At 41.4% G+C, this 25,048-nt stretch carries 23 protein-coding genes; 20 read left to right on the forward strand and 3 right to left on the reverse strand.

The annotated features are described in order from the left end of the window. The first annotated feature begins 188 nt into the window (after window positions 1-188). The 15 genes from tilS to panD all read left to right on the forward strand — a co-directional run bounded on the left by tilS (window position 189) and on the right by panD (window position 16,432). A complete protein-coding gene (gene tilS / locus DTOX_RS01135) occupies window positions 189-1,610 on the forward strand; it encodes a tRNA lysidine(34) synthetase TilS (protein ID WP_015755902.1) in 1,422 nt (473 codons plus the stop codon). 108 nt (window positions 1,611-1,718) lie between these two features. Then, window positions 1,719-3,542, forward strand: a complete 1,824-nt coding sequence (gene ftsH, locus DTOX_RS01140; protein WP_042315231.1) for an ATP-dependent zinc metalloprotease FtsH — start codon at window positions 1,719-1,721, stop codon at window positions 3,540-3,542. A 70-nt stretch (window positions 3,543-3,612) separates the two neighbouring features. Further along, window positions 3,613-4,062 carry a nucleoside-diphosphate kinase gene (gene ndk, locus DTOX_RS01145; protein WP_015755904.1) on the forward strand — a complete coding sequence of 150 codons (450 nt, stop codon included), beginning with the start codon at window positions 3,613-3,615 and terminating at the stop codon, window positions 4,060-4,062. 346 nt (window positions 4,063-4,408) lie between these two features. After that, window positions 4,409-6,112 carry a formate--tetrahydrofolate ligase gene (locus DTOX_RS01150; protein WP_015755905.1) on the forward strand — a complete coding sequence of 568 codons (1,704 nt, stop codon included), beginning with the start codon at window positions 4,409-4,411 and terminating at the stop codon, window positions 6,110-6,112. A gap of 284 nt (window positions 6,113-6,396) precedes the next feature. Continuing rightward, window positions 6,397-8,079 carry an IS1634 family transposase gene (locus DTOX_RS01155; protein WP_015755906.1) on the forward strand — a complete coding sequence of 561 codons (1,683 nt, stop codon included), beginning with the start codon at window positions 6,397-6,399 and terminating at the stop codon, window positions 8,077-8,079. Between the two features lie 423 nt (window positions 8,080-8,502). Next, the gene (locus DTOX_RS01160) at window positions 8,503-8,967 is read left to right on the forward strand and encodes a DUF134 domain-containing protein (RefSeq protein WP_015755907.1); all 465 of its coding nucleotides are present in this window, start codon (window positions 8,503-8,505) and stop codon (window positions 8,965-8,967) included. After that, window positions 8,960-9,448 (forward strand): HD domain-containing protein, encoded by a 489-nt coding sequence (locus DTOX_RS01165; protein WP_015755908.1) that lies wholly within the window; start codon window positions 8,960-8,962, stop codon window positions 9,446-9,448. The genes DTOX_RS01160 and DTOX_RS01165 overlap by 8 nt, the downstream gene beginning before the upstream one ends. A gap of 19 nt (window positions 9,449-9,467) precedes the next feature. Continuing rightward, entirely contained in the window at window positions 9,468-10,652 is a 1,185-nt protein-coding gene (gene folP, locus DTOX_RS01170) for a dihydropteroate synthase (protein ID WP_015755909.1), read from the forward strand. Between the two features lie 11 nt (window positions 10,653-10,663). Continuing rightward, complete coding sequence (folB, locus tag DTOX_RS01175) at window positions 10,664-11,029, forward strand: dihydroneopterin aldolase (RefSeq protein ID WP_015755910.1); 366 nt, start codon at window positions 10,664-10,666, stop codon at window positions 11,027-11,029. A gap of 3 nt (window positions 11,030-11,032) precedes the next feature. After that, window positions 11,033-11,533, forward strand: a complete 501-nt coding sequence (gene folK / locus DTOX_RS01180; protein ID WP_015755911.1) for a 2-amino-4-hydroxy-6-hydroxymethyldihydropteridine diphosphokinase — start codon at window positions 11,033-11,035, stop codon at window positions 11,531-11,533. Window positions 11,534-11,960: 427 nt separating this feature from the next. Then, window positions 11,961-12,983, forward strand: coding sequence for a spore photoproduct lyase (gene splB, locus DTOX_RS01185; RefSeq protein WP_015755912.1), 1,023 nt, complete (start codon window positions 11,961-11,963; stop codon window positions 12,981-12,983). Window positions 12,984-13,372: 389 nt separating this feature from the next. After that, window positions 13,373-14,245 (forward strand): Rossmann-like and DUF2520 domain-containing protein, encoded by an 873-nt coding sequence (locus tag DTOX_RS01190; protein ID WP_015755913.1) that lies wholly within the window; start codon window positions 13,373-13,375, stop codon window positions 14,243-14,245. Between the two features lie 25 nt (window positions 14,246-14,270). Then, a complete protein-coding gene (panB, locus tag DTOX_RS01195; protein WP_015755914.1) occupies window positions 14,271-15,113 on the forward strand; it encodes a 3-methyl-2-oxobutanoate hydroxymethyltransferase in 843 nt (280 codons plus the stop codon). Window positions 15,114-15,137: 24 nt separating this feature from the next. Further along, entirely contained in the window at window positions 15,138-15,983 is an 846-nt protein-coding gene (gene panC / locus DTOX_RS01200) for a pantoate--beta-alanine ligase (RefSeq protein WP_015755915.1), read from the forward strand. Between the two features lie 65 nt (window positions 15,984-16,048). Further along, window positions 16,049-16,432 carry an aspartate 1-decarboxylase gene (panD, locus tag DTOX_RS01205; RefSeq protein ID WP_015755916.1) on the forward strand — a complete coding sequence of 128 codons (384 nt, stop codon included), beginning with the start codon at window positions 16,049-16,051 and terminating at the stop codon, window positions 16,430-16,432. 275 nt (window positions 16,433-16,707) lie between these two features. On the opposite strand, the gene DTOX_RS01210 is transcribed toward panD, so the two are convergent. The 3 genes from DTOX_RS01210 to DTOX_RS01220 form a co-directional block, all read right to left on the reverse strand. Next, on the reverse strand, window positions 16,708-17,256 hold the full coding sequence (locus DTOX_RS01210; protein WP_015755917.1) for a biotin transporter BioY: 549 nt from the start codon (window positions 17,254-17,256) through the stop codon (window positions 16,708-16,710). Window positions 17,257-17,286: 30 nt separating this feature from the next. Next, window positions 17,287-18,276: a biotin--[acetyl-CoA-carboxylase] ligase gene (locus DTOX_RS01215; RefSeq protein ID WP_015755918.1), complete on the reverse strand. Its 990-nt coding sequence runs from the start codon at window positions 18,274-18,276 to the stop codon at window positions 17,287-17,289. A gap of 284 nt (window positions 18,277-18,560) precedes the next feature. Further along, entirely contained in the window at window positions 18,561-18,905 is a 345-nt protein-coding gene (locus tag DTOX_RS01220) for an ArsR/SmtB family transcription factor (protein WP_015755919.1), read from the reverse strand. A 229-nt stretch (window positions 18,906-19,134) separates the two neighbouring features. Here DTOX_RS01220 and DTOX_RS01225 point away from each other — a divergent pair, with 229 nt between their 5' ends. The 5 genes from DTOX_RS01225 (at window position 19,135) to lysS (ending at window position 24,829) form a co-directional block, all read left to right on the forward strand. After that, window positions 19,135-19,899 (forward strand): type III pantothenate kinase, encoded by a 765-nt coding sequence (locus tag DTOX_RS01225; RefSeq protein WP_015755920.1) that lies wholly within the window; start codon window positions 19,135-19,137, stop codon window positions 19,897-19,899. 35 nt (window positions 19,900-19,934) lie between these two features. Next, window positions 19,935-20,903 carry a tRNA dihydrouridine synthase DusB gene (gene dusB, locus DTOX_RS01230; RefSeq protein WP_015755921.1) on the forward strand — a complete coding sequence of 323 codons (969 nt, stop codon included), beginning with the start codon at window positions 19,935-19,937 and terminating at the stop codon, window positions 20,901-20,903. Window positions 20,904-21,516: 613 nt separating this feature from the next. Continuing rightward, the gene (locus DTOX_RS01235) at window positions 21,517-22,629 is read left to right on the forward strand and encodes a saccharopine dehydrogenase NADP-binding domain-containing protein (RefSeq protein WP_015755923.1); all 1,113 of its coding nucleotides are present in this window, start codon (window positions 21,517-21,519) and stop codon (window positions 22,627-22,629) included. Between the two features lie 202 nt (window positions 22,630-22,831). Continuing rightward, window positions 22,832-23,308, forward strand: coding sequence for a transcription elongation factor GreA (gene greA, locus DTOX_RS01240; RefSeq protein WP_015755924.1), 477 nt, complete (start codon window positions 22,832-22,834; stop codon window positions 23,306-23,308). 78 nt (window positions 23,309-23,386) lie between these two features. Further along, a complete protein-coding gene (gene lysS / locus DTOX_RS01245; protein WP_083773517.1) occupies window positions 23,387-24,829 on the forward strand; it encodes a lysine--tRNA ligase in 1,443 nt (480 codons plus the stop codon). The last annotated feature ends 219 nt before the right edge of the window (window positions 24,830-25,048 follow it).

A 25,048-nucleotide genomic window follows, 5' to 3' on the forward strand; every position in this document is an offset into this window, starting at 1 on the left:
TAAGAAGCTGTGGCAAGCTTCTGGATAAAAAAATGCTCACTGTGGCAGACTGGTTATGCATAAAATATAGAATGTTTTTATACTTTCTTAAACTTTTAGGAGGAAATACTTTTATTTATGTTGAATTAGCAATGTGTAGCATTAATAAGCAGCATTAATAAATAATGAGTTAAGGTGGTTTTTCTTTTTTGACCGGTACATTGAAACAAGTTCTTAAGTATATAAATAAACATCGGATGGTTAACAAAGGAGATAAAATTCTGCTTGCTGTTTCAGGTGGCCCGGATTCGGTAGCCATGTTGGATGTGTTGTTTTGTCTCAGACATGACTTGGGTATCTCATTGCACATAGCTCATTTGAATCATATGTTTCGTGGCGAGGAGTCTTTGGGTGATGCTGAGTTTGTCAGGGAACTGGCTGTGCGTTATAATTTGCCGGTTACTGTGCGACATATAAACGTCCCGTCCTTTATGGAGAAAACCGGCCTTTCTTCACAACCGGCAGCGCGAACGGTGCGGTATAGTTTTTTAGATGAAACTGCCGCTCAGGAATCCGCATCCAGAATTGCACTTGCTCACCATGCTGATGATCAGGCAGAAACAGTGATGCTGCATTTTTTGAGGGGTAGCGGAGCTGCCGGGTTAAGGGGAATGCTTCCGGTGCGCGATAATTTTTATATCAGGCCGATGCTTTGTCTTAAAAGGCAGGATATTGAGGATTATTGCAAAAAGAAAAACCTGCGCTGGCGCGTGGACAGCTCAAATCTTAAAACTGATTATCGACGTAATAAAATTAGGATGTATTTACTGCCGCTATTAGAAAAAGAATATAACAATAACCTTACAGCCACACTAAATCGCTTGGCAGATATCTTTCGGGAAGAAGAAGATTATTTGGAATTAATGACGCGTAATGAGTATAATAATTTAACTGTACTAAAAAGTGCAGGGGAGATTTGTTTGAATCTAAAGGGGTTTCAGCAAGTTCCTTTAGCCTTGCAAAGGCGTATTCTGCGCCTGGCCTGGCGAGAAATCACCGGTGGCTTTCGGGACTTGGCTTTTGAGCAACTTGGTAAGGCGGTTATTCTTTTGACAAATCATGTAGGCAGCGGCAGCCTGGAATTTCCTAGAGATGTTAAGGTGGTAAAAAGATATGACAGCTTTTCATTTATAATTGGCAAGGATAAGCAGGATGGATTATCCTATTATTATGACTTGCCGGTGCCCGGTAAAGTATACCTTGCGGAAATAAACAGAACGCTGTTCTGCGAGGTTGCAGACACTCAGGCAATGGATGAAAAGTATGATAAGAGTTTTTTAAATCGCCGCCGATTCTCACAAGACGAAGCCTGGTTAGACTATGAACGAGTAGCTTTTCCTCTCTGCGTACGGGGCAGACAGCCCGGAGATATTTTTGAACCGCTTGGTTTGACCGGTTCGATGAAACTAAAGAAATATTTTATTAACCAAAAGGTTCCCTGTGAGGTAAGGGATAAGGTTCCCCTGGTCATTGGAGAGGGCAAAATAATTTGGGTCGGAGGGATGCAAATTTCAGAAAGTGTCAAAATTAATGAAGTAACCACAAAATTTCTTCATCTGTTTTTGGTTTAATTGCGGAATAATTTTACTTAAGTAATGACTATATATTGATTTCATTGCAGCATGCAATTATTATATATATTGAACGCTCTGTAACGGCGATTGAGAGGAGTGACTTTGTTGAACAAGGTCATAAAGAACCTTAGTATTTACTTGCTGATTGTACTGGTAATCATAGTCTTGATTAAATATGCTTCGCCTCAAGAAACACCGGTACTCCCGATAAGATATGATGAGTTTTACCAGCAACTCCAGCAGGGACGGATTAGTAAGGTGGTAATACAAACTGAGCCCACAATAGATTTCGTTAATGGCGAATACAAGGATGGAACCAAGTTTTCTACCAAGGTTGACCGCCCTGACGCCACGCTAAAGCAAATTCTATTGGAGAAAAAAGTAAAAGTGGAGTATAAGGAACCACCTGAACCAGGTTGGTGGACGGGGCTTTTAACAACTATGCTGCCTATTTTGGTTTTTGTCCTGCTCTTTTTCTTTATGATGCAGCAAACGCAGGGGGGCGGCAACAGAGTTATGTCTTTTGGCAAAAGCCGGGCCAGAATGCATACTGACGAGAAGAAAAAAGTGACTTTTAAAGATGTTGCCGGGGCTGATGAGGTTAAGGAAGAACTGGAAGAAGTAGTTGACTTTTTAAAAAGCCCCAAAAAGTTTACCGAATTGGGGGCCAGGATTCCCAAGGGAGTCTTGCTGTTTGGCCCTCCGGGTACAGGTAAGACATTATTGGCCAGGGCTGTTGCCGGAGAAGCCGGTGTACCCTTTTTCAGTATCAGCGGTTCCGATTTTGTAGAAATGTTTGTCGGTGTGGGTGCCTCCCGCGTGCGGGATTTATTTGAGCAGGCTAAGAAAAACGCGCCTTGCATAGTTTTTATTGATGAGATAGATGCTGTCGGAAGACAGAGAGGTGCCGGTTTGGGTGGAGGTCATGATGAGCGGGAGCAGACCTTAAACCAGTTATTGGTTGAAATGGATGGATTTAATCCTAATGAGGGGATTATTATAATAGCTGCAACCAACCGTCCTGATATTCTGGACCCTGCTTTGCTTAGAGCCGGGCGTTTTGACCGGGAGATTATTGTTGATAGGCCTGATATTATTGGCAGAAAAGAAATTTTGAAAGTCCATGCGAGCGGCAAACCTTTGGAAGCTAGTGTGGATTTGGAAGTGCTGGCACGACGTACCCCTGGTTTTACCGGTGCGGATTTAGCCAATTTGATCAATGAAGCGGCGTTGTTGTCAGCCCGTTATAACAAAAAAACTATCGGGATGAATGAACTTGAAAGCGCGATTGAGAGAGTTATGGCCGGGCCGGAGAAAAAATCTAAAGTTATCAGTGATAATGAGAAAAAGCTGGTTTCTTACCATGAGGCAGGCCACGCTCTGGTAGGGTATTTATTGCCTACTACTGATCCTGTGCACAAGGTTTCCATTATTCCACGCGGCCGGGCAGGGGGGTATACGCTTCTTTTGCCTAAAGAAGACCGCTACTACATGACAAAATCTCAGCTGCTGGATCAAGTGACCATGTTGTTGGGAGGCAGAGTCGCAGAAGATTTAGTGCTTAAAGAAATTAGCACCGGGGCCCAAAATGATTTGGAACGCTCCACAGGGTTAGTCAGGAAAATGATTATGGAATACGGGATGAGTGATGCTTTAGGTCCCCTCACTTTAGGACACAAGCAAGAGCAAGTCTTTTTGGGCCGCGATATTGCCCGCGATATAAATTATGGAAAAGACGTTGCTAATGCTATAGATAAAGAAGTAAGGAGAGTTGTGGACAGTTGCTATAGCAATGCCAAGGATATGTTGAGTAAGCATATAAAAACCCTGCACTTAATTGCGGAAACATTGATGGAAAAAGAGACTATAGGAGCGGATGACTTTATTAAGTTAATGGAAGATGCCGGGGAAGAAGAGCAAAAGCTGTGATTTGCTGTAAATGCCTTGCAATTGACATTAGTTTTGCAACAGAAAAATTATATAAACGGGGGTTTTATTCTTGGAACGTACTTTTGTTATGGTTAAGCCTGATGGTGTTCAAAGAGGGCTGGTAGCTAAAGTTATCAATTCCTTTGAACAAAAAGGCTGTAAGCTGGTGGCTTTGAAGATGATGAAAATTGACCGTGAGCTGGCAGAAAAACACTATGGCGAGCATAAAGGCAAACCATTTTTTACCCCACTGGTGGATTATATTATTTCCGGACCGGTGGTGGCTATGGTTTTGGAGGGTAAGGATGTAATTACTGCTGCCAGAAATGTTATGGGTGCAACTAACCCTTTGCAGGCAGCGATTGGAACGATAAGAGGCGACTACGGCATGGATATAGGGCGCAATGTAGTTCACGGTTCTGACTCCCCCGCCAGTGCCCAGAGGGAAATTAACCTGTTTTTCCTTCCCGAGGAGATTACCGAGTGGTCAAGAACGCTGGAAACATGGATTTTTGAGTAGGCTTTTATAGCCTACTCTTATTTTTAGACTAAATTTTGGGTGTGTTTGAAGTGATTAACTGATTTTATATGAATAAATGTTTTATATTCGGTGAAATTATTAAAAACTTTGCAATTAACTTAAAAATTAAAATTTTCTTTAAATGGAAGCAGGAAAATCGTTAAATAAAAAGAATAAGTAATCTAATAATAATAACTTGAATCCGAAAAAAAATTTTGCAGATCCCGGCTTTTACTCAATTCTCAAAAAATATTGAAAATTGAGTAGCAGATAAATTATGAAAGATAGGCTGAGAATATAAATTGGCTTATCGAGATATATTTCTTAAAAGAGGAGGAAAACATTAATGAAAGTTGTACCTAGCGATCTTGAAATTGTACAAGCGCACAAGATGACCCCGATTGGGGAAATTGCTGCAAAAATGGGTCTTACCGAGGACGATTTTGATTATTATGGCAAGTATAAAGCCAAAATTAGTCTGGACGTAATTGAAAAGTTTAAGGATCGTCCTAACGCAAAACTAATCGATGTTACTGCTATTACTCCCACTCCGCTGGGCGAAGGTAAAACCGTTACCACCATCAGCTTGACTCAAGGTTTAGGACATATTGGCAAAAAGGTTATCTGCACACTGCGTCAACCTTCTCTGGGCCCTGTTTTTGGTATTAAGGGCGGTGCCGCTGGCGGCGGTTATGCTCAGGTAGTTCCTATGGAAGATCTGAACATCCATTTCACCGGTGACATTCATGCTATTGAAACTGCTAACAACCTGCTGGCAGCTATGATTGATACTTCAATCCTGCTTGACAACCCCCTGAACATCGATCCGATGTCTATCATGTGGAGACGCGTTTTTGACTTAAACGACCGTGCGCTGCGTGACATCGTTATTGGTTTAGGCGGTAAAGAAAACGGTTATCCGCGTCAGACCGGCTTTGACATTGCTGTTGCTTCCGAAGTTATGGCTATTCTCGCATTAACCACCAGCTTGCAGGATATGCGTGAGCGTTTTGCTCGCATCATCTTTGGTTTTACCTATGACGGAAAGCCTGTTACTGCTGAGCAAATCAAGGCTGCAGGCTCTATGACAGTTATTATGAAGGAAGCTATCAAGCCGAACCTCGTACAGACCTTAGAAGGCCAGCCTTGCATTATGCACGCAGGCCCGTTTGCTAACATTGCTCATGGTCAAAACTCCGTTCTGGCTGACATGATTGCCCTCAAGTGTGCAGACTATGTTGTAACCGAGTCCGGTTTCGGTGCTGACATGGGTATGCAGAAGTTCATGGATATCAAATGTCGTCAATCCGGCTTGCGCCCGAACTGCGTAGTAGTAACCTCTACTGTTCGTTCACTGAAAATGCATGGTGGCGTAGGTAATATCGTTGCAGGTAAACCGCTGCCGAAAGAATTGACAGAAGAGAACCTGCCGGCTCTGGAAAAAGGCGCGGCCAACATGATGCATATGATTAAGATAGCTAAGGGTTATGGAATACCGGTTGTTGTATCCATTAACCGTTTCATCACTGACACCGACAATGAAATTAACTTGCTTAAAGATAAGGCTAAAGAAGCAGGCGCCTTTGGCGTTGGCGTCAACACTGCCTGGGGTGACGGCGGCGTTGGATGTGCTGAAGTGGCTGAATTGGTTGTTAAGGCTTGCGAAGAACCGACTGACTTCCAGTTCCTCTATCCCGACAGCTTTACCATTAAGGAAAAAATCGAAACCATGGCTAAGAAAATCTACAACGCTGACGGCGTATCCTATGACCCGCTGGCAGAAAAGAAAATTGCTCAGTTTGAAGAACTCGGCTTAGGCAATTTACCGATCAACATGGCTAAGACTCACCTGTCCATCTCACATGATCCGGGAATGAAGAATGTTCCGAGCGGCTACATTTTCCCGATCCGTGATATTCGCGCATCCGTAGGTGCGGGCTTCCTGTATCCTCTGGCAGGCGCAATGAGAACTATGCCTGGTTTGGGACGTGCGCCTTCCGCTATTAAGGTTGATATTGATAAAGACGGCAAGATAGTTGGTTTGTTCTAGGAAAACATTTAAAAGCCCCGGAAAAACGGGGCTTTTAAGTATTTTTAGGCATTATCCCTTTGTTAAAAATACTGATTATAAACTTACCCGTATATTAAATTATTTTTTTAAAACCCACATTCCGTACCCTTAAGGAAATAAATCAATAATTATTACAAACAGATAAACTTAGGCTGAAATTTAAATATTTTTTGTTGAAAAATGCAATGGTAATAGATGTTTTTTTGCAGGAGAAACAAGCAATGATGTCAAATGCCTCCTTAATAGATTAGGAGGGTAAGTAAATGGAAAACCAAATACTACAAAATATTAATAGCTTACAGGTGGGGCCCAGCGCAATAATAGCTGCACTTACCCGAGAAATAAATTTAGTACAAATCATTAACAATCAGGTAATCTGGGATGAAAAACAATGTAATAATTCACCAGGCCTTTATGTAGAAGCTATGATTATAAACATATTGACAGACCGAAAACCTTTGTACCGAGTATCTGAATTTTTTAAAGATATGGACGTAGAAGCATTATTTGGTCCAACGGTACAAGCAACTGATTTCAACGACGATGCTTTAGGAAATACATTGGATCGATTAGCTGAATCAAATCTAGACCATTTGTATTCTAACATAGTTTTACAAGCACATTTAAAACACCGTTTTAGAGTAGATTTAGCACATGGTGATACTACATCCATTACTGTTTATGGAGATTATGCCAATGCTTCGTCGGAGACATTAAACATAGTTCGAGGATTTAACAAAGACGGCCATCGGGACTGCAAGCAGATAGTAGCTGGTGCAGTAGTAACTCCCGAAGGAATACCTCTTATGGGAACAATAAACGATGGCAACTTAAACGATGTGAAATGGAATCAACAAATAATCGAACAATTGCCGGAAATGTTAAAATCACTTAATAGTCCAGAAACCATATACGTAGCTGACTCAAAACTGGTTACCATAGATAACCTAAAACATTTAGCCAAGAAAAACATTCGCTTCATATCCCGAATTCCTGAGACATTTGGAATAGTACCGTCACTTAAAGATTGGGCCTTTCGCCAAGATAAGTGGCAAGAAATAGAGAATATATTGCCGGATAAAAACGCTGCTGTATATAAGCTTCAGTCCATAAAAGTGAAATTGGGCGACCGTCGTTACCGGTTTATTATCGTACATTCATCAAATCTTGATCAAAAGAAAGAAAAAACATTGAAGCGTACTGCTGAGAATGAACAGAAAAAACTAGAAAAAATCTGTAAAGAAATTGGTAAACAAGAATTTGCTTGCGAAAAAGATGCCATCTCGTACTTAAGACATATGAAAAAGAAACAGGACGGACAGTTCTACCATTTAGATGCAGAAGTAATTGCTGAAGAAAAAAAAGGTGTAGGGCGCCCCAAAACAAAAGAAAAGTCCCCCATAAAAATAGTTTATCGCATAAAGGCTATAGTTAGTGTAATGGATGAAACGGCCTGGCAAATGGCAAAAGAAAGGGCATCAACATTTGTACTGATCACCAATTTAAAAAATCCAAGGGAAAATACAGCAGAAACAATCCTTCGGCATTACAAAGAACAAAACACAGTGGAAATGCGCTTTCGCTTTCTAAAAAACCCCGCAATATTAGGTCAAGTCTTTTTGAAAAAGCCGTCAAGAGTAAAAGCACTTGGATATATATTCTTGATAACCATGTTAATTTATGCACTTATGGAACGTAGAGTTAGACAAAATCTAGCCGCAGAAGGGAAAGTCCTTCAATTAAGCTATCGTTCAAAAGTTAAACAACCAACAGGAATGTTGATTTTGCAAGAGATGACGAACTTTACAATAATTCATATTACCCGTAAATTAGGAAGAAGAGAGAGGTATCTACCAACCAAAACAAGCAAACAACAATTAGAAATAATCCGATTGACAGGATTTGATGAGTCGATATACCTAAAAGAATTATCTATAGTATCATAAGCCCATAACTACTCACCCTAAAATGTTAAATTTGTTCATTAAAAACATTAAGGTGTTTTACATTTATTACAATGTAAATATATTTAATTAATGTAAATATAAAGTTCAATAGTGAGGTATAAAAAGTGCAAATTCAATAATATGTCATGTTAATAAAAGTAAATTTATCGGCCTAAAGCAAAATTGCTTGTGTTTGTATATGCTAGATGCGGAACGTGGGTTAAAAGACTCGACGGTATAATTTTTTGCAAGCATGGGAAGTGTGGCTGTGAAGGGAAGCCCCTTTAGAGACTAACTTGATAAACTCCTGATAATCTAATTACGATTCAGAGCTTATGATGCTGCAGCTTAGAACCTGGTACCACCTGATTGTAACTTATGATATAATTAAAACAAATTACGATTATGATAGGAGTGCTATATATGTCAAGACCACCAAAATGCCGGAGGGTTGAGCATGTGCCTCATTTGACCTATTTTAAGCCGGCAGGTGTGCCTTTGTGTGATTTGGAGGAGGTTTGCCTGACTGTAGAAGAATTAGAGTCAGTGCGACTCAAGGACTATGAGGGTTTAGAACAGGAAGCTTGTGCTGAGAAAATGGGAATCTCCCGTCCAACCTTTCACCGTATTGTGATTGCCGCACGGGCTAAAATAGCTGATGCTTTAGTTTATGGAAAGGCCATCCGTGTGAATGGAGGCAACTTTGAATTGGCTATGGAAAAAATTGTATGTTCAAATTGTAATCACGAGTGGGAAGCTCCCTACCGGCATACGCATAAACGAGGTAAATGTAAGGGAGGCTCGGAGGTTAAACAAAGAAGAGACGTTGAATGTCCTCGCTGCAGGGAAAAATTAGCTGATATGCATTCTGCAGAGAAAAATGATTGAGAGAATTGATTTGCTTTTAAAGCATCCAAGATATTTTTTTTATCTAAGTGAAAATAGCAATAGGGAGCAGAAGAGACGTTATTGCAGGCATGACTGGCAGCACATGAGGGACGTAGCCAGAATTGCTTATATATTGGCTATGGAGGAAAAGGTGTTATTAGGCAGGGATATTATATATGCCGCAGGTCTTTTGCACGACATAGGTCGTTGGAAGGAGTATGATACAGGTGAGGATCATGCTGTAGTTAGTGCAGTTTTAGCAAGGGAAATACTGGATTGTGCAGGTTATTCCGGAATTGAGTGTGAGCTTATATTAAGAGCTATTCAAGAGCACAGGCGGGCGAGCAGTGGATCCAGTCCTCTTGGCCAATTGATATGTCGTGCCGATGATTTGTCGCGTCCTTGCCTGATGTGTGATGTGAAAGCGGATTGTTATAAATCTAATAAAATGGAAACAGCTAAATACTTTTTAGTATATTGAACCGGGAGGATATATTTTTATGTCGGTAACAATTCGTAATGTAATTGTACATAATAAAAAGGAGTCTTTGGCGGAGATAATATCTACCGGTGCTGATATATCCGGGTGTCGCTTAATGGCTCCTAAAGGAGTGCACAGGCTAATTAAGTTAACCGGCTTAAGTCCCAAGCAGGCTAATATAATTAAGCAGCAGATGTTGAGCAGAGGTGGGGAGGCCGCAGTATCCAGAGGAGTTATAGACTGCTCTGCCTCTGAGGCAATAGTATTGATTATGGGTACCTTAAAGCAGTTTGACGGACTTGTGAATATATTAAAAATGCAGCCCTTTGGTCTGCCCAAAATCGGTGCACGGATTAAACAAGTATTAAAAAACCTGGAAGGCAGATCTCCTGTGGAAATAGACTGCCGGGGAAAGATCCTCCTTCTGGGTGAACGCACATTAATCATGGGAATTTTGAATGTGACTCCGGATTCTTTTTCGGATGGGGGAAGTTTTTATAACCATGAAGTTGCAATTGAACATGCCAGGGCAATGGTGTCCGAAGGAGCGGACATAATAGACTTGGGAGGAGAGTCAACACGACCGGGTCATGAATCCATCAGTGTGGAAGAAGAATTAGACCGGGTAATACCTGTTTTGGAAAAACTGGTTAGAGAAATTGATGTTCCTGTTTCCATTGATACAACCAAGGCAGAAGTAGCGCGTCGCGCTTTGCTTGCCGGTGCTCATCTGATTAACGATCAGTGGGCTTTAAGGGCAGACCCGGATATGGCTCATGTAGTAGCGGAATACGATGTTCCTTTAATTATCATGCATAACCAAAAAGGTACAGAGTACAATGATCTCATGGGTGATATGGTGCAGTTTTTTGAAGAAAGTATAGATACAGCGGTAAATGCCGGGTTAGCCAGAGAAAAGATAATTGTTGATCCCGGCATTGGTTTTGGCAAAACGCTGGAACAGAATCTTGAAACCATGCGAAGATTAGATGAATTGTCTTGTTTGGGTTGTCCGGTACTCCTGGGTACTTCGCGTAAGTCAATGATCGGCAAGGTTCTTGATCTGCCTGTTGATGAGCGGGTGGAGGGTACTGCGGCTACGGTAACACTGGGCATAGCTAACGGTGCTGATATTGTGCGGGTGCATAATGTTAAAGAAATGGTTCGTGTCGCCAGAATGACTGATGCGATGGTGAGAAGATAATGAGGTGTGTAATGAGCGACAAAATTATACTGAGCGGGTTGGATTTTTACGGTTATCATGGAGTTTTGCCGGAAGAGCAGCGGTTAGGTCAAAAATTTATTATTGATTTGGAACTTTCTTTGAGCCTGAGAGAAGCAGGTATAAAAGATGATCCTGATCTGACTGTAAACTATGCCCGAGTATTCGAGACAGTGAGAGAAGTCGTTGTTGGAAAGCCGTTTTTTTTGATAGAAGCTTTAGCTGAGGCCATTGCTTTTAAGGTTTTGAAAAACTTCAGCATAGAAAAAGTTTTAGTAAGGGTAAGAAAACCCCAAGCACCGGTACCAGGATGTTTCGAACACATGGCGGTGGAAATCACCAGAGAAAAAGAGGTATGACTTGTGTCAAAGAGGGCATTTATCGGAGTAGGTTCAAATATGGGGCAAACCCATGATAATATTCACAAGGCTATAAACCTGCTCTCTCAAACACCGGGAGTTGAGGTTATTAATGCAGCGCCTTTTTATGAAACTGAGCCAGTGGGATACACTGAGCAAAACTGGTTTGTCAATTCCGTTATAGAAGTTTATGCCGACCTGTCCCCTCAGGATTTATTGGTTAGGTTGCAGGAAATTGAAAATATGTTGGGACGTGTGAGAACTGTCCATTGGGGACCCAGAACAATGGATTTAGACCTTTTGCTTTACGGGGATGAGCGTGTGGAAGAGGTTAATTTAATTGTTCCTCACCCGAGATTGACTGAACGGGCCTTTGTGATGGTGCCTTTGGCCGATTTGGCTCCGAATTTAGTAATGCCCGGCGGGGAAACAGCAGCTATTTTGGCAGAAAGGTTAAAAAAGGAGCAGCTTGTGACTAACGCAGAAAAAACCGGTGACAATTAGAGGTTTTGTATTGGAAGTTAGATCTATTTAGCCAGACCGATGATATAAATAAACTGATAACTTTGTAGGATAAACATAAAATACAGTTAACTATTAATCTTCATTTTTTTGCAAATGAGGTTAATTGATGACTCTTTATTTAGTCAATTGCAAATAGAAAAAATTCCAGAATCGGAACGGTGATTGCATTATTTCACTTACCACTAAAATAGCCTCATTTTCAAAAATATACATCTCATCCATACTATCCACTTTTTAGGTGGATTTTTTTTGCCCACCCAATCAAGATATTTATAAGCGAAAGTCTGCTGTCTTTTTAGTATGGACGACACATGGCACATTGGATAAACCAGTTTTTGTTTGGATAGTATAACTTCAAAATTATAATTATTTATTATCCAGTAATACGAAGCAGGTGATTTTTAGCATGACTTACCAACCGCAAAGAGTATATTTTGAGAGAGAAGCCTTAAATTACCCTTTGGGTGAACGTTTATACCGGGAGTTTTCGCAACAAAAAATAGATATTAAGTTAACCGGTTCTCATAACAGGGTTACAGGTATTCCTGGCAAGACAGCCCGGGAGGCTTACTTGGAGGGTAAGAACACAATGGTTGTGGGTGTGCGGCGCACTTTAAATTTTGAGACCTGCAAGCCTTCCGCTCATTATCAACTTCCTCTGGTTACAGGCTGTTCCGGGATGTGCGAGTACTGTTATCTTAATACTAATATGGGTAAAAAACCTTACATACGTGTTTACGTCAATATAGAAGAGATTTTACAACAGGTAGATAAGTGTATCGAAGAAAGGAAGCCGGAGATTACATTTTTCGAAGGAGCGGCTAACTCTGATCCTTTATCTGTAGAGAAATATACAGGCTTATTAGAACGTACGATTGAATTTTTTGCCAACCGATCTTATGGCAGGTTTAGATTTGTTACTAAGTTTTCAGAAGTGGACAGCCTTTTGGGGATTGAACACAATGGGCATACCCGCTGGCGCTTTAGCCTAAATGCGGAGAATATAATTAAAAAGTACGAGCACAGGTCAACTTCATTGAGGGATCGTGTAAAGGCCGCTTCTAAGGTTGCTCAAAGCGGTTACCCGTTGGGATTTATTATAGCTCCGGTTATTTATTATCCGGGCTGGCAGAAAGATTACCGTGACATGCTCTTATTGCTTAGCAGTAAATTGAGTACTTTTGATGAAGCCGCGACAGAGTTTGAAATAATCACGCATAGATATACGGCACGGGCTAAAAACAATATCTTAGAAATATTCCCTGACACCTCCCTTCCCATGGTGGAGGAGGGACGCAGGTTTAAGTTCGGCCAGTTTGGCTATGGTAAATATGTTTACCCTCAGGAGCAAATGACAGAAATTAAAGAGTTTTTTTCGGCTCAGCTTAACGAGCTATTTCCTCAATCCAGGTTAAAATACTTGGTGTAAAAGATAGAAACTCAAACTACTTATTTCTTTTATGGAGAAATATGCTTATGGCGGATCTGTGGATAAGTTATTGCGACGAAAAGCAAACTCATAATGTGACAAATATTTGTTTTTTCTGATAAGTATGATTTTGAAAAACAAATTGTTTTCAGAAAATTATTGTGATAGAATGTCCGTGTACAGGATGGTATCCTCTGGGGAACCATACCGCTTCAATAAACTCATAATTCCAAGTATTATAACTTTTTTTCAATTAAATGAGGTATGGTACCGCTTGGAGCCGGGACGGACCGAGACGGGGGTATGATTAGTATGCCTTTCGGATTAACCCGGGAGGCTTTTTATTTTTCGACAAGTTTTTATACAAATGTTTTTAAGGGGTAATGAATATGCAAAAGCCTTCTATAGCTATTGTCGGAGCGGGAAAGGTAGGTACCGCGCTGGCTGTCTTGTTGAAAAGCAAGGGTTACCCTGTGGTGGGTATTGCCAGCAGAACCAATCAATCCGCTAGATTGGCTGCGGCCAGGGTATTAACTGATGTAGCGGAAAAGCCTGAGGATATTGCAAGTAAAGCGGAGGTTGTTTTTATAACCACACCGGATCGGGTTATTGCCGAAGTAGACCGAGAGATCATGCAAAACGGCGGCTATAGGCCGGGAACTATAGTGGTACATACCAGCGGCTCACAACCGGCTTCCATATTGAAATCCGCCAGCGGGGCCGGAGCCTATGTTGTCTCGATCCATCCTTTGCAATCATTTGCGGATGTACAGGTGGCAATACATAATATTCCCGGTTCCTATATTGCTCTGGACGGCGACTCTGAGGCAATGCCCGTGGCTGAAATGATTGTCAGCGATCTGGAAGGCAAAAAGTTTATTATTGCAGCCAAAGATAAACCTCTGTATCATGCGGCGGCCTGTATCGCATCTAACTATCTGGTTTCTTTGCTTCACTTTTGTACAGGCCTTTATGAAAAATTTGGTCTGACCAGGCAGCAAGCTTTAGAAGCATTATACCCGCTGATTCAGGGCACGCTTAATAACACAACTCAGGTTGGCCCGGTCAGGGCTTTAACTGGTCCGATTTCCCGGGGGGACACGCCTACAGTGGAAAGCCATCTGAAAGCTTTTACCGGGTGTAATGCACTGGAAAACGATTTATACCGCAAGTTGGGGTTATATACGGTCAAGGTGGCTTTAGAAAAAGGTACTATTAATGATGAACAAGCTTTTGAATTAAACCAACTGCTGGATATGTAGGAAAACCTTAAAGGAGGATAAATATATGACTGGTTCTAAAGTAACTACAGCAACTTTCAGAAATATGAAGCAGGAAAAAAGGCCGGTAACTATGCTGACGGTTTATGACTATCCGATGGCTAAGATGCTTGATGCAGCAGGCATTGATGCCTTGCTGGTGGGGGATTCTCTGGGCAATGTGGTACTGGGTTACGATTCTACTATACCGGTAACCATGGATGATATGGTGCATCATGTCAAGGCTGTTTGCCGCGGTGTGCAGAAAGCTATGGTTGTAGCCGATATGCCTTTTCTATCTTATCACCTGTCCAGAGAGACAGCCGTGAAGAATGCCGGGCGTTTTTTACAGGAGGCAGGAGCCCAGGCTGTTAAGTTGGAAGGCGGGATAGAGGTTTGTGAAAACGTGCGGGCTATTGTTAATGCGGGTATTCCTGTCATGGGGCACCTTGGACTGACCCCGCAATCCGTTCACCAGATGGGTGGTTACAAGGTGCAGGGTAAGGATGAGACAGCCGCTGAAAAGCTTTTGTCTGATGCCAATGCCCTGGTTCAGGCAGGGGTGTTTTCCATTGTCTTAGAATGTGTGCCGGTTCCGCTGGCTAAGCTGGTTACAGAGTCGGTGCCGGTAACAACTATCGGGATTGGAGCAGGCCCTTTCTGTGATGGCCAGGTTTTAGTAACACATGATATGTTGGATATATATGGAAATAAGGCGCCTAAATTTGTTAAGCGGTTTGCCAGTCTTTACCAGATTATTATGGACGCTCTGTCAGCTTATAAGGAAGAAGTACAAAATGGTAGTTTTCCCAGTGCTGAATATGGGTTTAGTATGTCCAATGATGTTTTGGAAAAGATTAAAGGCCAATAAATGCTATGAAAGGGAGTTTACCCTGTGAAAACAATAAAAACCATAGCTGAAGCGAAAAAATTTTTAAAGCAGGCCAGGTTACAGGGCTTAACAATTGGTCTGGTTCCTACCATGGGGTATCTGCACGAAGGACACCTGACCCTGATGCGGGAGTGTAAAAAAAAGTGCGATTTGACGGTGGTCAGTATCTTTGTTAATCCTCTGCAGTTCGGACCCAAAGAGGATTTCAGCGGTTATCCCAGGGATTTGGGGAGAGATAGCTCACTGGCAGAAGGTGTGGGAGTTGATTTGCTTTTTTGTCCGGAACCGCAGGAAGTATACCCGGCCAATTACAGTACTTATGTGGACGTTGAGGGGTTAACCGGCGTACTGTGCGGTAAGTCCAGACCCGGTCATTTTCGTGGGGTAACTACTGTTGTTAATAAGTTATTTAATATTGTAAGGCCTGATTATGCTTTTTTTGGCCAGAAGGATGCGCAGCAGGTACTGGTGATTAAAAAGATGGTGCGTGATTTACTTATGGATTTGGAAATTATTACAGTACCTATTGTCAGGGAATCCGACGGTCTGGCATTAAGTTCCCGCAATGTTTATTTGAGTCGCGAAGAGCGCCGTGCTGCTTTGGTGCTGTCGCTTAGTTTAATTATGGCCCGGGATGCGGTGAAATCGGGAGAAAATAATGTTGCACTTTTAAAAGATAGGGTAAGACAAATGATCAGTGCGGAGCCTTTGGCCAGGATTGATTATGTGGAAATACTGAGTCTGCCGGATTTAGCTGAGATTAATTCGCTGGAAGCACCGGCTTTGCTGGCGCTGGCTGTTTTTTTTGGTAAAACCCGTTTGATAGATAATGTTGTGCTGGAATCATAAAGAGTTATGCCGCTGTTAAATGTCCTTTGCAGCAGCGCCAGATTAAACTTTGGAGGTATCGGGTTGTGTTTTTGACTATGTTTAAATCAAAAATTCACCGGGCAACAGTTACTGAGGCCAATCTTAACTATATGGGAAGCATTACTGTTGACCGGTCTTTGCTGGAAGCAGCCAATATTTTGCCCCATGAGAAGGTGCAAATAGTTAATAATAATAACGGTAACAGGTTTGAGACATATACTATTGCCGGTCCCAGGGATTCCGGTGTTGTTTGCCTTAACGGCGCGGCTGCCCGCATGGTGCAGCAAGGTGATACAGTCATTATTATTGCTTACACCATGCTTGATGCGGAAGAAGCTAAGACTTTTCAGCCGAGGATAGTATTTTTAGATGAGAAAAACCGGGTTGAACGGGTTGCCAATGGCGAAAACCATGGGGATATTGGGTAGGTTTGGGAATTAATTGATTGGTGAAAAGGGTTTTTATTGAGATGATTTAAGCCGTTTATTCTATTAACCGGGGATAAACGGTTTTTATCTTACTCCAGCAAATTATGCTTATGATGGATCTGTGTATAAGTTAAGGTTGGTAATGAATAATCTCCATCAAACTGAGTGCCTGTGGCTGTTCTAAAATCCAATTTTTCACTCAAAAAAATGTTCTAAATCAATCATTTTATCTCTTGAAAATCGGAATTTATATGTTGCATATTCCTTACCGTATACTAACCAATCCTCCGTGACACTGCCATAGCTAAGGAAGCGGACATAATAGCTTTGAGCAAATCAAAACCTACAAACGGTAAAAAAGCAATCTTTATAACTGACATTACCGGCATAGCTTTGCCTATGTAAAAATTGAAAATCAAATAAAAATAAGGCAAACCTATTGCATAAATTATAAATAGGCCCGCCAGCATCGCCATAAAGTAACAGCCAAAGCCGGATTTTTTACCCTCAAGAAGTTTACCAATAACGTAAGCAGCTGCGATAAAAGCTATTAAAAAGCCAAATGTCGGCTGCAATATATAAGCCGGGCCACCAAAAGGCGGCTTCTCAAAAACCGGTAGACCAATCAAACCCATCAGTACATATACCGATATGCTCATAGCACCTAAACGGGCTCCCAACAACCCACCGGCTAGCAGCACCACCAGGGGCTGCAGGCTAAAGGGAACAATGGCCGTTATACCAAACCTGCCTAAGACAGCTACAATGGCGGCCAAAGCCGCAAACATGCCCGCCAGTGCAATATCCCTGGCTGAAAACTTCATAACATTGCCTCCCCAATATTCATTGTTTATTCAACTCACATCACCCGAAACAAATTTTTTTATTTCCCCGTTATCAAGCTTCAATAAAAGCGCACCGTCACTATTCACATCCATCGACCAACCGGTATACACTTCATGCAAGGTTTTTACCGCTACCTGTCGATTCAAACTATTGCAGTGGCTTTTCCACTCCTCCAAAAGTTCGGGAAAACCACCCGCCAGCCAACTATCATAACAGGCTTCCAGCTCTTGAAGGACCTCCTGCACCAGTTTGACACGACTCACAGGCTTACCGGTTATCTCTGATAATGACGTCATCTGATGTGTTATTTGAGGCGGAATCAAATCCCCGGCAGAGGCCGTATTTATACCTATACCGACTACAATGTAATTTACCCGGTCAGCCTCAGCGCTCATTTCAGTTAAAATGCCGCAAAGTTTTTTCCCCTCATACTGCAAATCGTTAGGCCATTTTATTTCGGGAGCAATACCGCACACTTCACGTACAGCCCTCATCACTGCAACAGCAGTAATCATAGTCATCTGATAAACAATCTCAAGGCAGACCTGTGGCCTTAAAAGAACCGACATCCATATCCCCTTACCGTAAGGAGCATGCCAACTGCGCCCCAATCTGCCCCGTCCGCCTGTCTGCTCTTCCGCTATGACAAGCATGCCTTCAGCGGCAGTCAAGCCCGCTTCATGAGAAAGACCTTTAAATCCGGCCAACTCTTTGGCCTTATTATTAGTCGAATCTACTATTTCAAAATACCTGACATCCCTGCCCAGGCTCTTCGTTAACAGGCCAGACATTATTTCTTCCGGGTAAAGGCGGTCGGGTATTGCGGTTAAACAATAGCCTTTACTTGGCATAGATAAGATTTTATAACCCTCGTCCCGCAAAACTTGAATATGCTTCCAGACAGCCGTTCGGGAAACACCGAGTATTCGGCAAATCTCCTCGCCGGAAATGTAACTCTCCCGGTCAAACTTCAGCAATTCCAAAATCCTATTTTTCAAATATTTTCACTCCTTTGCCCTATTATAAAAGTTCCCCCTGCTCATTGTCAACCAAAAAACAGGTTGCGGTTAACACTAAGGAGCGACTTTAATTACAGAAGCCGCCCTATAATTCCATTTTCCCCAATAATCATCAAAATCCACCATCAGCTAATGCCAAAATACTGTCTGCTAATGGATGGTTAATTGTGGCAGTATTTTTACTCATCTTATAGATAATAAAACGAGAAAAATACAAAACACATTATGAAGAAAAATATGGACTTCATAATGTGTTTTGTATTTTAGTGAGTATTATCTCCTTCATCCCTTTTCAGGCCTTTGAGCAAAGAAACAGTGTTTTCTGCCTGGGATAGAAGAATGCTGCCTAGAAGGTCGAGCAGTTTAAAAATTTGTTGGTGTTTTACTTGGTAGTTTACCCTAAGACCGTCTTTCCTTGAGACTACGATATCAAGTTTTTTTAGTACAGCCAGATGTTGTGAAACATTTGACTGCTCAATGCCCAGGTCATCAATTATCTCACAAACGCATCTTTCTCCTTCGCGCAAGTTCTCTAGTATTTTTACACGGGTAGGATGTGCAAGTGCTTTTAAAATATCAGCTTTCATTTTAATAATATTTTCTTCCACTCTGAAAAGCGTCCCTTCGATTAAATTACTTTAGTTTAATATTTTAATATTTGCTTGTGCTATTGTCAATTAGTATAATCCGTAATACAATGATATATTGTTGCATCTAAGTTACTGCTTTGCTAAAATTAAACTTAGACCAAAAAATCTGTCTATTATGTTTATATACGGACATATAGATCATATATCCGCACATTTAGGTTAAATTATTGACAAGGGGATGGTGAAAATGCTTCTGGTGTTTGATGTTGGCAATACCAATATAGTCTTGGGCCTCTATTCTAAAAAGAAACTGCTGGAGAACTGGCGAATCTCCACTGACAGGGGTTGTACAGCAGATGAATACGGTATATTGGTAAGATCTTTGTTTGCCAGTTGCAGTATTCCTACGGGGGAAGTAAGAGCAATGGTGATATCTTCGGTTGTGCCTCCCCTAATGAGCACTTTGGAAGAGATGTCTAAAAAATATTTTAAAGTTGCGCCCTTGTTTGTTGGACCAGGCGTAAAAACCGGTATAGCAATTAAATACGATAATCCAAAAGAAGTGGGTGCTGATAGAATTGTTAATGCAGTAGCCGGTTATGAATTATACAGAGGACCCCTGGTAATAGTAGATTTCGGAACAGCAACGACCTTCTGTGCTGTTTCGGAAAAGGGTGAGTATCTGGGCGGTGCTATAGCACCTGGTATAGGTATTTCTGCTGAGGCGCTTTTTTCGAGAGCTGCCAAGCTGTCGAGGGTGGATATAGTGAAGCCGGAACTGGCTATAGCTAAAAATACGGTGAACAGTATGCAGGCAGGCATTTTCTATGGTTTTGTCGGACAGGTCAAGGAACTAGTCAGGCGTATAAAGCAAGAGATGAGTGGTAATCCTTATGTAGTGGCTACCGGGGGTTTTGCAGCTTTGATTGCGCAGGAAACCGATAATATTGATAAAGTAGATCCTTTTCTAACCTTAACCGGCTTAAGAATAATATACGAGCGTAACTGTTAGCCTAAAAAGCAATGTGAAAAAACGGTGGTATCGATATGTTAAGAATAGGCAATGTTACAATAAAAAACAGAGTAATCTCTGCCCCAATGGCAGGCATTACTGACAGGGCATATCGTATTCTAGCTAAAGAGGCTGGTTGTGGCTTAGTCTGTACGGAAATGATCAGTGATCAGGCTTTATTATATGGCAACCCTAAAACTAATATATTATTAGACTGTACAGGAGAAACCCCGCCCATCAGTATGCAGATTTTTGGCTCCAGTCCTGAATATATGGCACGCGCCGCCAGTATAACAGAAGCACGGGGGGCCAGTATTATTGATATAAATATGGGCTGCCCCACACCCAAGATAGTAAAAAACGGTGAAGGTGCAGCCCTCATGAGAAAACCTGAACTAGCGCAAAAAATAATAAGCGATGTTGTGCAATCTGTACGAGTACCCGTAACCGTTAAAATTAGGAAAGGGTGGGATGAATCCTTTCCTAACGCCGTGGAAATGGCGCTTTTGGCCGAAGAGGCGGGAGCAAAGGCGGTTACAGTACACGGCCGAACCAGATCGCAATTTTACAGCGGCAAAGCTGACTGGGATATTATTAAAAGTGTTAAAAAGGCAGTAACTATACCAGTTATAGGCAACGGTGACATTCGAGAACCGCGAGACGCCGTTCGTATGCTTATGCATACCGGTTGTGATGCAGTCATGATAGGACGTGCATCTTTGGGTAACCCATGGATATTTTCTTCCACCGTTCATTTTTTGGACTGCGGGGAGAATTTGCCGGCACCTTCTCCCCGCCAAAGGTTATCTGTAGCATTGCGCCACTTGGAACTGCTGATAGAGCTAAAAGGTGAATACATTGCCATACGTGAAATGCGTAAACATGCAGCCTGGTATACCAGAGGGCTGCGGGAAGCTAACCGTATAAGAGAAAAAATTAACCGCGCAGTTTCTTTGAGCGAAATTAGAGAACTTCTGAATTATTTTATACTAGTTAAAAATTGATTAAGGGATAAGGTTCTTCATCATTTTTTACTGCACCAATGGTATCAAGACGTGTGGGAAGTCTGGGATGTAGTAGTTTAATCTTATTATAATAACTGTTAAGCATAATAAAAACCCCCCTACATATTAGTTCCAAATGCGATTTGGAGTCCTGCTCATAAATTCTCCAAAATGATTAATTCGCTTTCAGGCCTTAATACTAAACAGGTATTATGCCTGTGAGATTATTTTTGAATATTAAATTTTGAAGACGGCTAAACTACGGTACGGGTTTTGGGGTTTAGTAACCCTGTTTGGAGTGATTGTCTCTCCGGATATTATTCTCCCTTTTAGGTTCCGTAGAACATTAGCCTTAATTAATTATTTACCTCCTTTGTAATTTATTTACTAATTCAAAATTATAATAACACAGCAAAGCAATAACTATAAAATGCCAAATTCATTTATTTATTCAAATTATTACCTTAAGACATTGTTTATCTTTATTTATCTTATTCTTGCGCTGTGAATGTTATTTTTGTTAACTTGGCGTAAAAGTCTTGCAAAATATGGCAAATATTAATAAAATAGATGTGCACCTCGTAGTTATCATTTTTTTGGGAGGAGGCAGGCAATGGAGAAATTTGCATTTGTAATACACCCTTTAGATATTAGAGACATTTATAGAAAATACCCTTTTGCCAGGTACCTGCCTGATAAGTTGGTGGAGAAAGCAGTTACCTGTCTACCGGCTATGAAGGTATCGCACATCACCGGTGTAGCTTCCTCATATAATAAAGCTGAAGGTTGGTTTGTTACTTGTCCGCTCACAGCTAAGCAAATGGTTGAACTGCCGGAGGGGTATGTCATTAATAGAATAATCGGTGCTGCCCGTGTGGCAGAAAAGCTGGGTGCCAAAATACTTGGTTTAGGCGCGTTCACATCAGTAGTTGGAGATGCGGGGATTACAATAGCCCAAAACTCAAACATTGCGGTGACTACCGGCAATAGTTATACAGTAGCATCAGCCATTCAAGGAGTTAAAAAAGCTGCTGCTCTGATGGGTTATGATATTTGTCAGGCTGATATTGTGATTATCGGAGCAACCGGTTCAATCGGCAAGGTATGTGCCAGGTATTTGGCCAGAGAAGTAAAAAATTTGACCCTGGTAGCTCGTGACACATCAAAATTAGAGGAAATTGCTGCTAAAATATTGTTTGATTATGGACTGGCGGTAAAAGTAACACCATATAGTCGCAGTGCTTTGCGGAAAGCAGATGTGATTATAACTGTAACTAGTGCTGTAGATACTATTATCGGCCCCGGCGACTTGAAGCCCGGTGCAGTTGTTTGCGATGTTTCCCGCCCGCGAAATGTCTCGAAAAAAGTAGCGGAAGAAAGAGATGACGTACTGGTCATAGAAGGTGGTATAGTGGAAGTCCCCCATGGGGTTAATTTTAATTTTAATTTTGGCTTTCCCGAAGGCACAGCGTATGCTTGTATGGCTGAAACAATGATTTTAGCCCTGGAGGGCCGCTATGAATCTTTTACTTTGGGAAGGGATTTGACTCTGGAACAGATTGAGGAGATAGAGAGACTGGCGAATAAGCATGGGTTTAAGGTAGCCGGTTTCAGAAGTTTTGAGAAGGCGGTTTCTTTGGAAGAAATTAAAGCAATTAAGCAAAAAGCCTTTATAAAAAATTGCTCCCAGATCAAAAAACCACAGGTAGTGAGTAACCTTCCTTAACTGTTAGATGGGGTAAGAAAATCTTGACAAACTAAAAGCGGCTTTTTATAATGTTTAGGATTGGTGAGGAGAAGTATATAAATAGCCGACATTTTTTAAAGTCGTTTTTTACAGGGCTATTGGGGGATAATAGGGTTTAATTCTTTAAGCAATGGTTGATTAAACACCGGCATTAAAAATGAGTAGGGAGAAGGTTGGGATTATGAAAGAAAAAGAAGTTATCCTGACAGTTGCGGGTCTTAAAAACCTTGAAGAAGAACTTGAACAGTTAAAATCAGTTCGTCGTAGGGAAATTGCCGCACGTATTAAGCAGGCTATTGAATTTGGTGATATAAGTGAAAACTCCGAATATGAAGATGCTAAGAATGAGCAGGCATTTATTGAGGGACGGATTTTAACCCTGGAAAAAATGCTGCGCAACGCTAAAATTATTGACGATGAAAATATCGATATTGAAGCAGTGCATATTGGCTCTAAGGTTTTGTTGAAAGATCTGGAATTCGGTGATGAATTTGAGTATACTATTGTTGGTTCTGTTGAGGCAGATCCTGGTGCAAGTAAAATATCAAACGAATCCCCGGTTGGTAAAGCTATCTTAGGTAAACCAAAGGGAAGTGTGGTAGAGGTTAACGTACCTGCCGGCATATTGAAATACGAAATTATGGATATAATTGCATAGGCTTGTTTGGAGGTTTTGTAATTGAGTATCGAAGAAGAACTAAGTTCCGCAGAAAATCTCAATGAATTAAGTGAATTAATGCGTGTGCGCAGGGAAAAACTGCAGGAACTGATTGATAAGGGTTATCATCCCTACGGGGACAAATACGATCGGCTTCATTGCTCAGCAGAGATTATAAACAATTTCGAGCAGTATGAAGGGCAGGAAGTTTCTGTTGCCGGCCGTCTGATGGCTAAGCGGGGTCATGGGAAGGCTGGGTTTGCTAATTTGCAGGATACTGCCGGAAGTATCCAGGTATATGGTAGGCTGAATAACCTTGGTTCAGAAGATTACGAGCTCTTTCAAAAGTTGGATATTGGAGACATAATAGGTGTTAAAGGTAAGGTTTTTAGAACACAGAAGGGTGAAATCACGGTTGAGATACAGGTCTTGACCTTACTTTCTAAATCTCTTAGGCCTTTGCCCGAAAAATGGCATGGCCTAAGAGATGTAGAGCTGCGATACAGACAGCGGTACGTGGATTTAATAGTTAACCCGGAAGTTAAAAATCAGTTTGTAGCAAGGAGTCAGATAGTTCGTTGTATTCGTAATCTATTGGATGAAAAGGGTTTTCTAGAGGTGGAGACCCCGATGATGCAGTCAATTGCCGGTGGTGCTGCCGCACGTCCTTTTATTACCCATCATAATGCGCTTGATATGGAACTTTATTTGCGCATAGCTCCTGAATTATACTTGAAAAGACTTTTAGTTGGTGGTTTTGATAAAGTGTATGAAATAAACCGCAACTTTCGCAATGAAGGTATTTCTACCAAGCATAATCCTGAGTTTACTATGTTGGAGCTTTACCAGGCTTATGCTGATTATTATGACATGATGGAGATGGCCGAATATTTAGTGTATAACACTTCTTTAAGAGTGAACGGGACTCCTGTTATTAGTTATCAGGAGCAGGAGATCAATCTAGTTCCTCCCTGGAATAGAATGCCCATGCTAGAGGCAGTGAAAAAATACAGTGGTTTGGATTTTTCCATGCTCAAGTCTGATCAGGAAGCAGTTAAAGCAGCGCAGGGCCTGGGATTAGGTGTGGTGCAGCCTTCCGATACCTGGGGAGAAGTTTTAAATAAAGTTTTCGAGGAAATGGTGGAGCCTAAACTAATTCAACCAACTTTTATTATTGATTATCCGGTAGAGATATCACCGTTGGCTAAGAAAAAAGATGATGATGCCAGTCTTACCTATCGTTTTGAACTTTTCATATATGGCAGGGAAATGGCCAATGCATTTTCTGAGTTAAATGATCCTATTGATCAGAAAGCCAGATTTCAAAAGCAAGTTGAACAAAGACGCAGTGGTGATGATGAGGCTCATATGATGGATGAAGATTATATCCAAGCCCTGGAGTATGGAATGCCCCCGGCTGGGGGGCTTGGTATAGGTATAGATCGCCTGGTTATGCTTTTAACTAATGCTGCCTCAATCAGGGATATTATTCTTTTTCCATTACTAAAGCCACGAGAGTAGCATTTAGCTACTCTTATTTTTTTGTTCTGAAAGGTTAAAAAAGATTTGCAAACTATATAAATTGCTGCTTGACAAAGCTGTGTTATCTATGTTAATATAATTTCTGTCAGTCGGGACTGAAAATTATAAAATTAAAGTTCTATTGACAACAGGGTTAGCATATGATAGTATTTTGCTTCGAGGGATAAATAAGGTCTTTGAAAACTAAACAGTGTAAGA

It is taken from the genome of Desulfofarcimen acetoxidans DSM 771, assembly GCF_000024205.1.
Lineage (GTDB): Bacteria > Bacillota > Desulfotomaculia > Desulfotomaculales > Desulfofarciminaceae > Desulfofarcimen > Desulfofarcimen acetoxidans.

What these genes read in the sequence shown, in the direction of transcription:
- DTOX_RS01165 (WP_015755908.1), top strand. Translation starts at nt 8,960, where the DNA reads ATGATTGAGAGAATTGATTTGCTTTTAAAGCATCCAAGATATTTTTTT.
- DTOX_RS01235 (WP_015755923.1), top strand. Translation starts at nt 21,517, where the DNA reads ATGGAGAAATTTGCATTTGTAATACACCCTTTAGATATTAGAGACATT.
- folB (WP_015755910.1), top strand. Translation starts at nt 10,664, where the DNA reads ATGAGCGACAAAATTATACTGAGCGGGTTGGATTTTTACGGTTATCAT.
- DTOX_RS01210 (WP_015755917.1), bottom strand. Translation starts at nt 17,256, where the DNA reads ATGAAGTTTTCAGCCAGGGATATTGCACTGGCGGGCATGTTTGCGGCT.
- DTOX_RS01155 (WP_015755906.1), top strand. Translation starts at nt 6,397, where the DNA reads ATGGAAAACCAAATACTACAAAATATTAATAGCTTACAGGTGGGGCCC.
- DTOX_RS01225 (WP_015755920.1), top strand. Translation starts at nt 19,135, where the DNA reads ATGCTTCTGGTGTTTGATGTTGGCAATACCAATATAGTCTTGGGCCTC.
- DTOX_RS01190 (WP_015755913.1), top strand. Translation starts at nt 13,373, where the DNA reads ATGCAAAAGCCTTCTATAGCTATTGTCGGAGCGGGAAAGGTAGGTACC.
- dusB (WP_015755921.1), top strand. Translation starts at nt 19,935, where the DNA reads ATGTTAAGAATAGGCAATGTTACAATAAAAAACAGAGTAATCTCTGCC.
- splB (WP_015755912.1), top strand. Translation starts at nt 11,961, where the DNA reads ATGACTTACCAACCGCAAAGAGTATATTTTGAGAGAGAAGCCTTAAAT.
- greA (WP_015755924.1), top strand. Translation starts at nt 22,832, where the DNA reads ATGAAAGAAAAAGAAGTTATCCTGACAGTTGCGGGTCTTAAAAACCTT.
- panB (WP_015755914.1), top strand. Translation starts at nt 14,271, where the DNA reads ATGACTGGTTCTAAAGTAACTACAGCAACTTTCAGAAATATGAAGCAG.
- folP (WP_015755909.1), top strand. Translation starts at nt 9,468, where the DNA reads ATGTCGGTAACAATTCGTAATGTAATTGTACATAATAAAAAGGAGTCT.
- DTOX_RS01150 (WP_015755905.1), top strand. Translation starts at nt 4,409, where the DNA reads ATGAAAGTTGTACCTAGCGATCTTGAAATTGTACAAGCGCACAAGATG.
- lysS (WP_083773517.1), top strand. Translation starts at nt 23,387, where the DNA reads ATGCGTGTGCGCAGGGAAAAACTGCAGGAACTGATTGATAAGGGTTAT.
- DTOX_RS01160 (WP_015755907.1), top strand. Translation starts at nt 8,503, where the DNA reads ATGTCAAGACCACCAAAATGCCGGAGGGTTGAGCATGTGCCTCATTTG.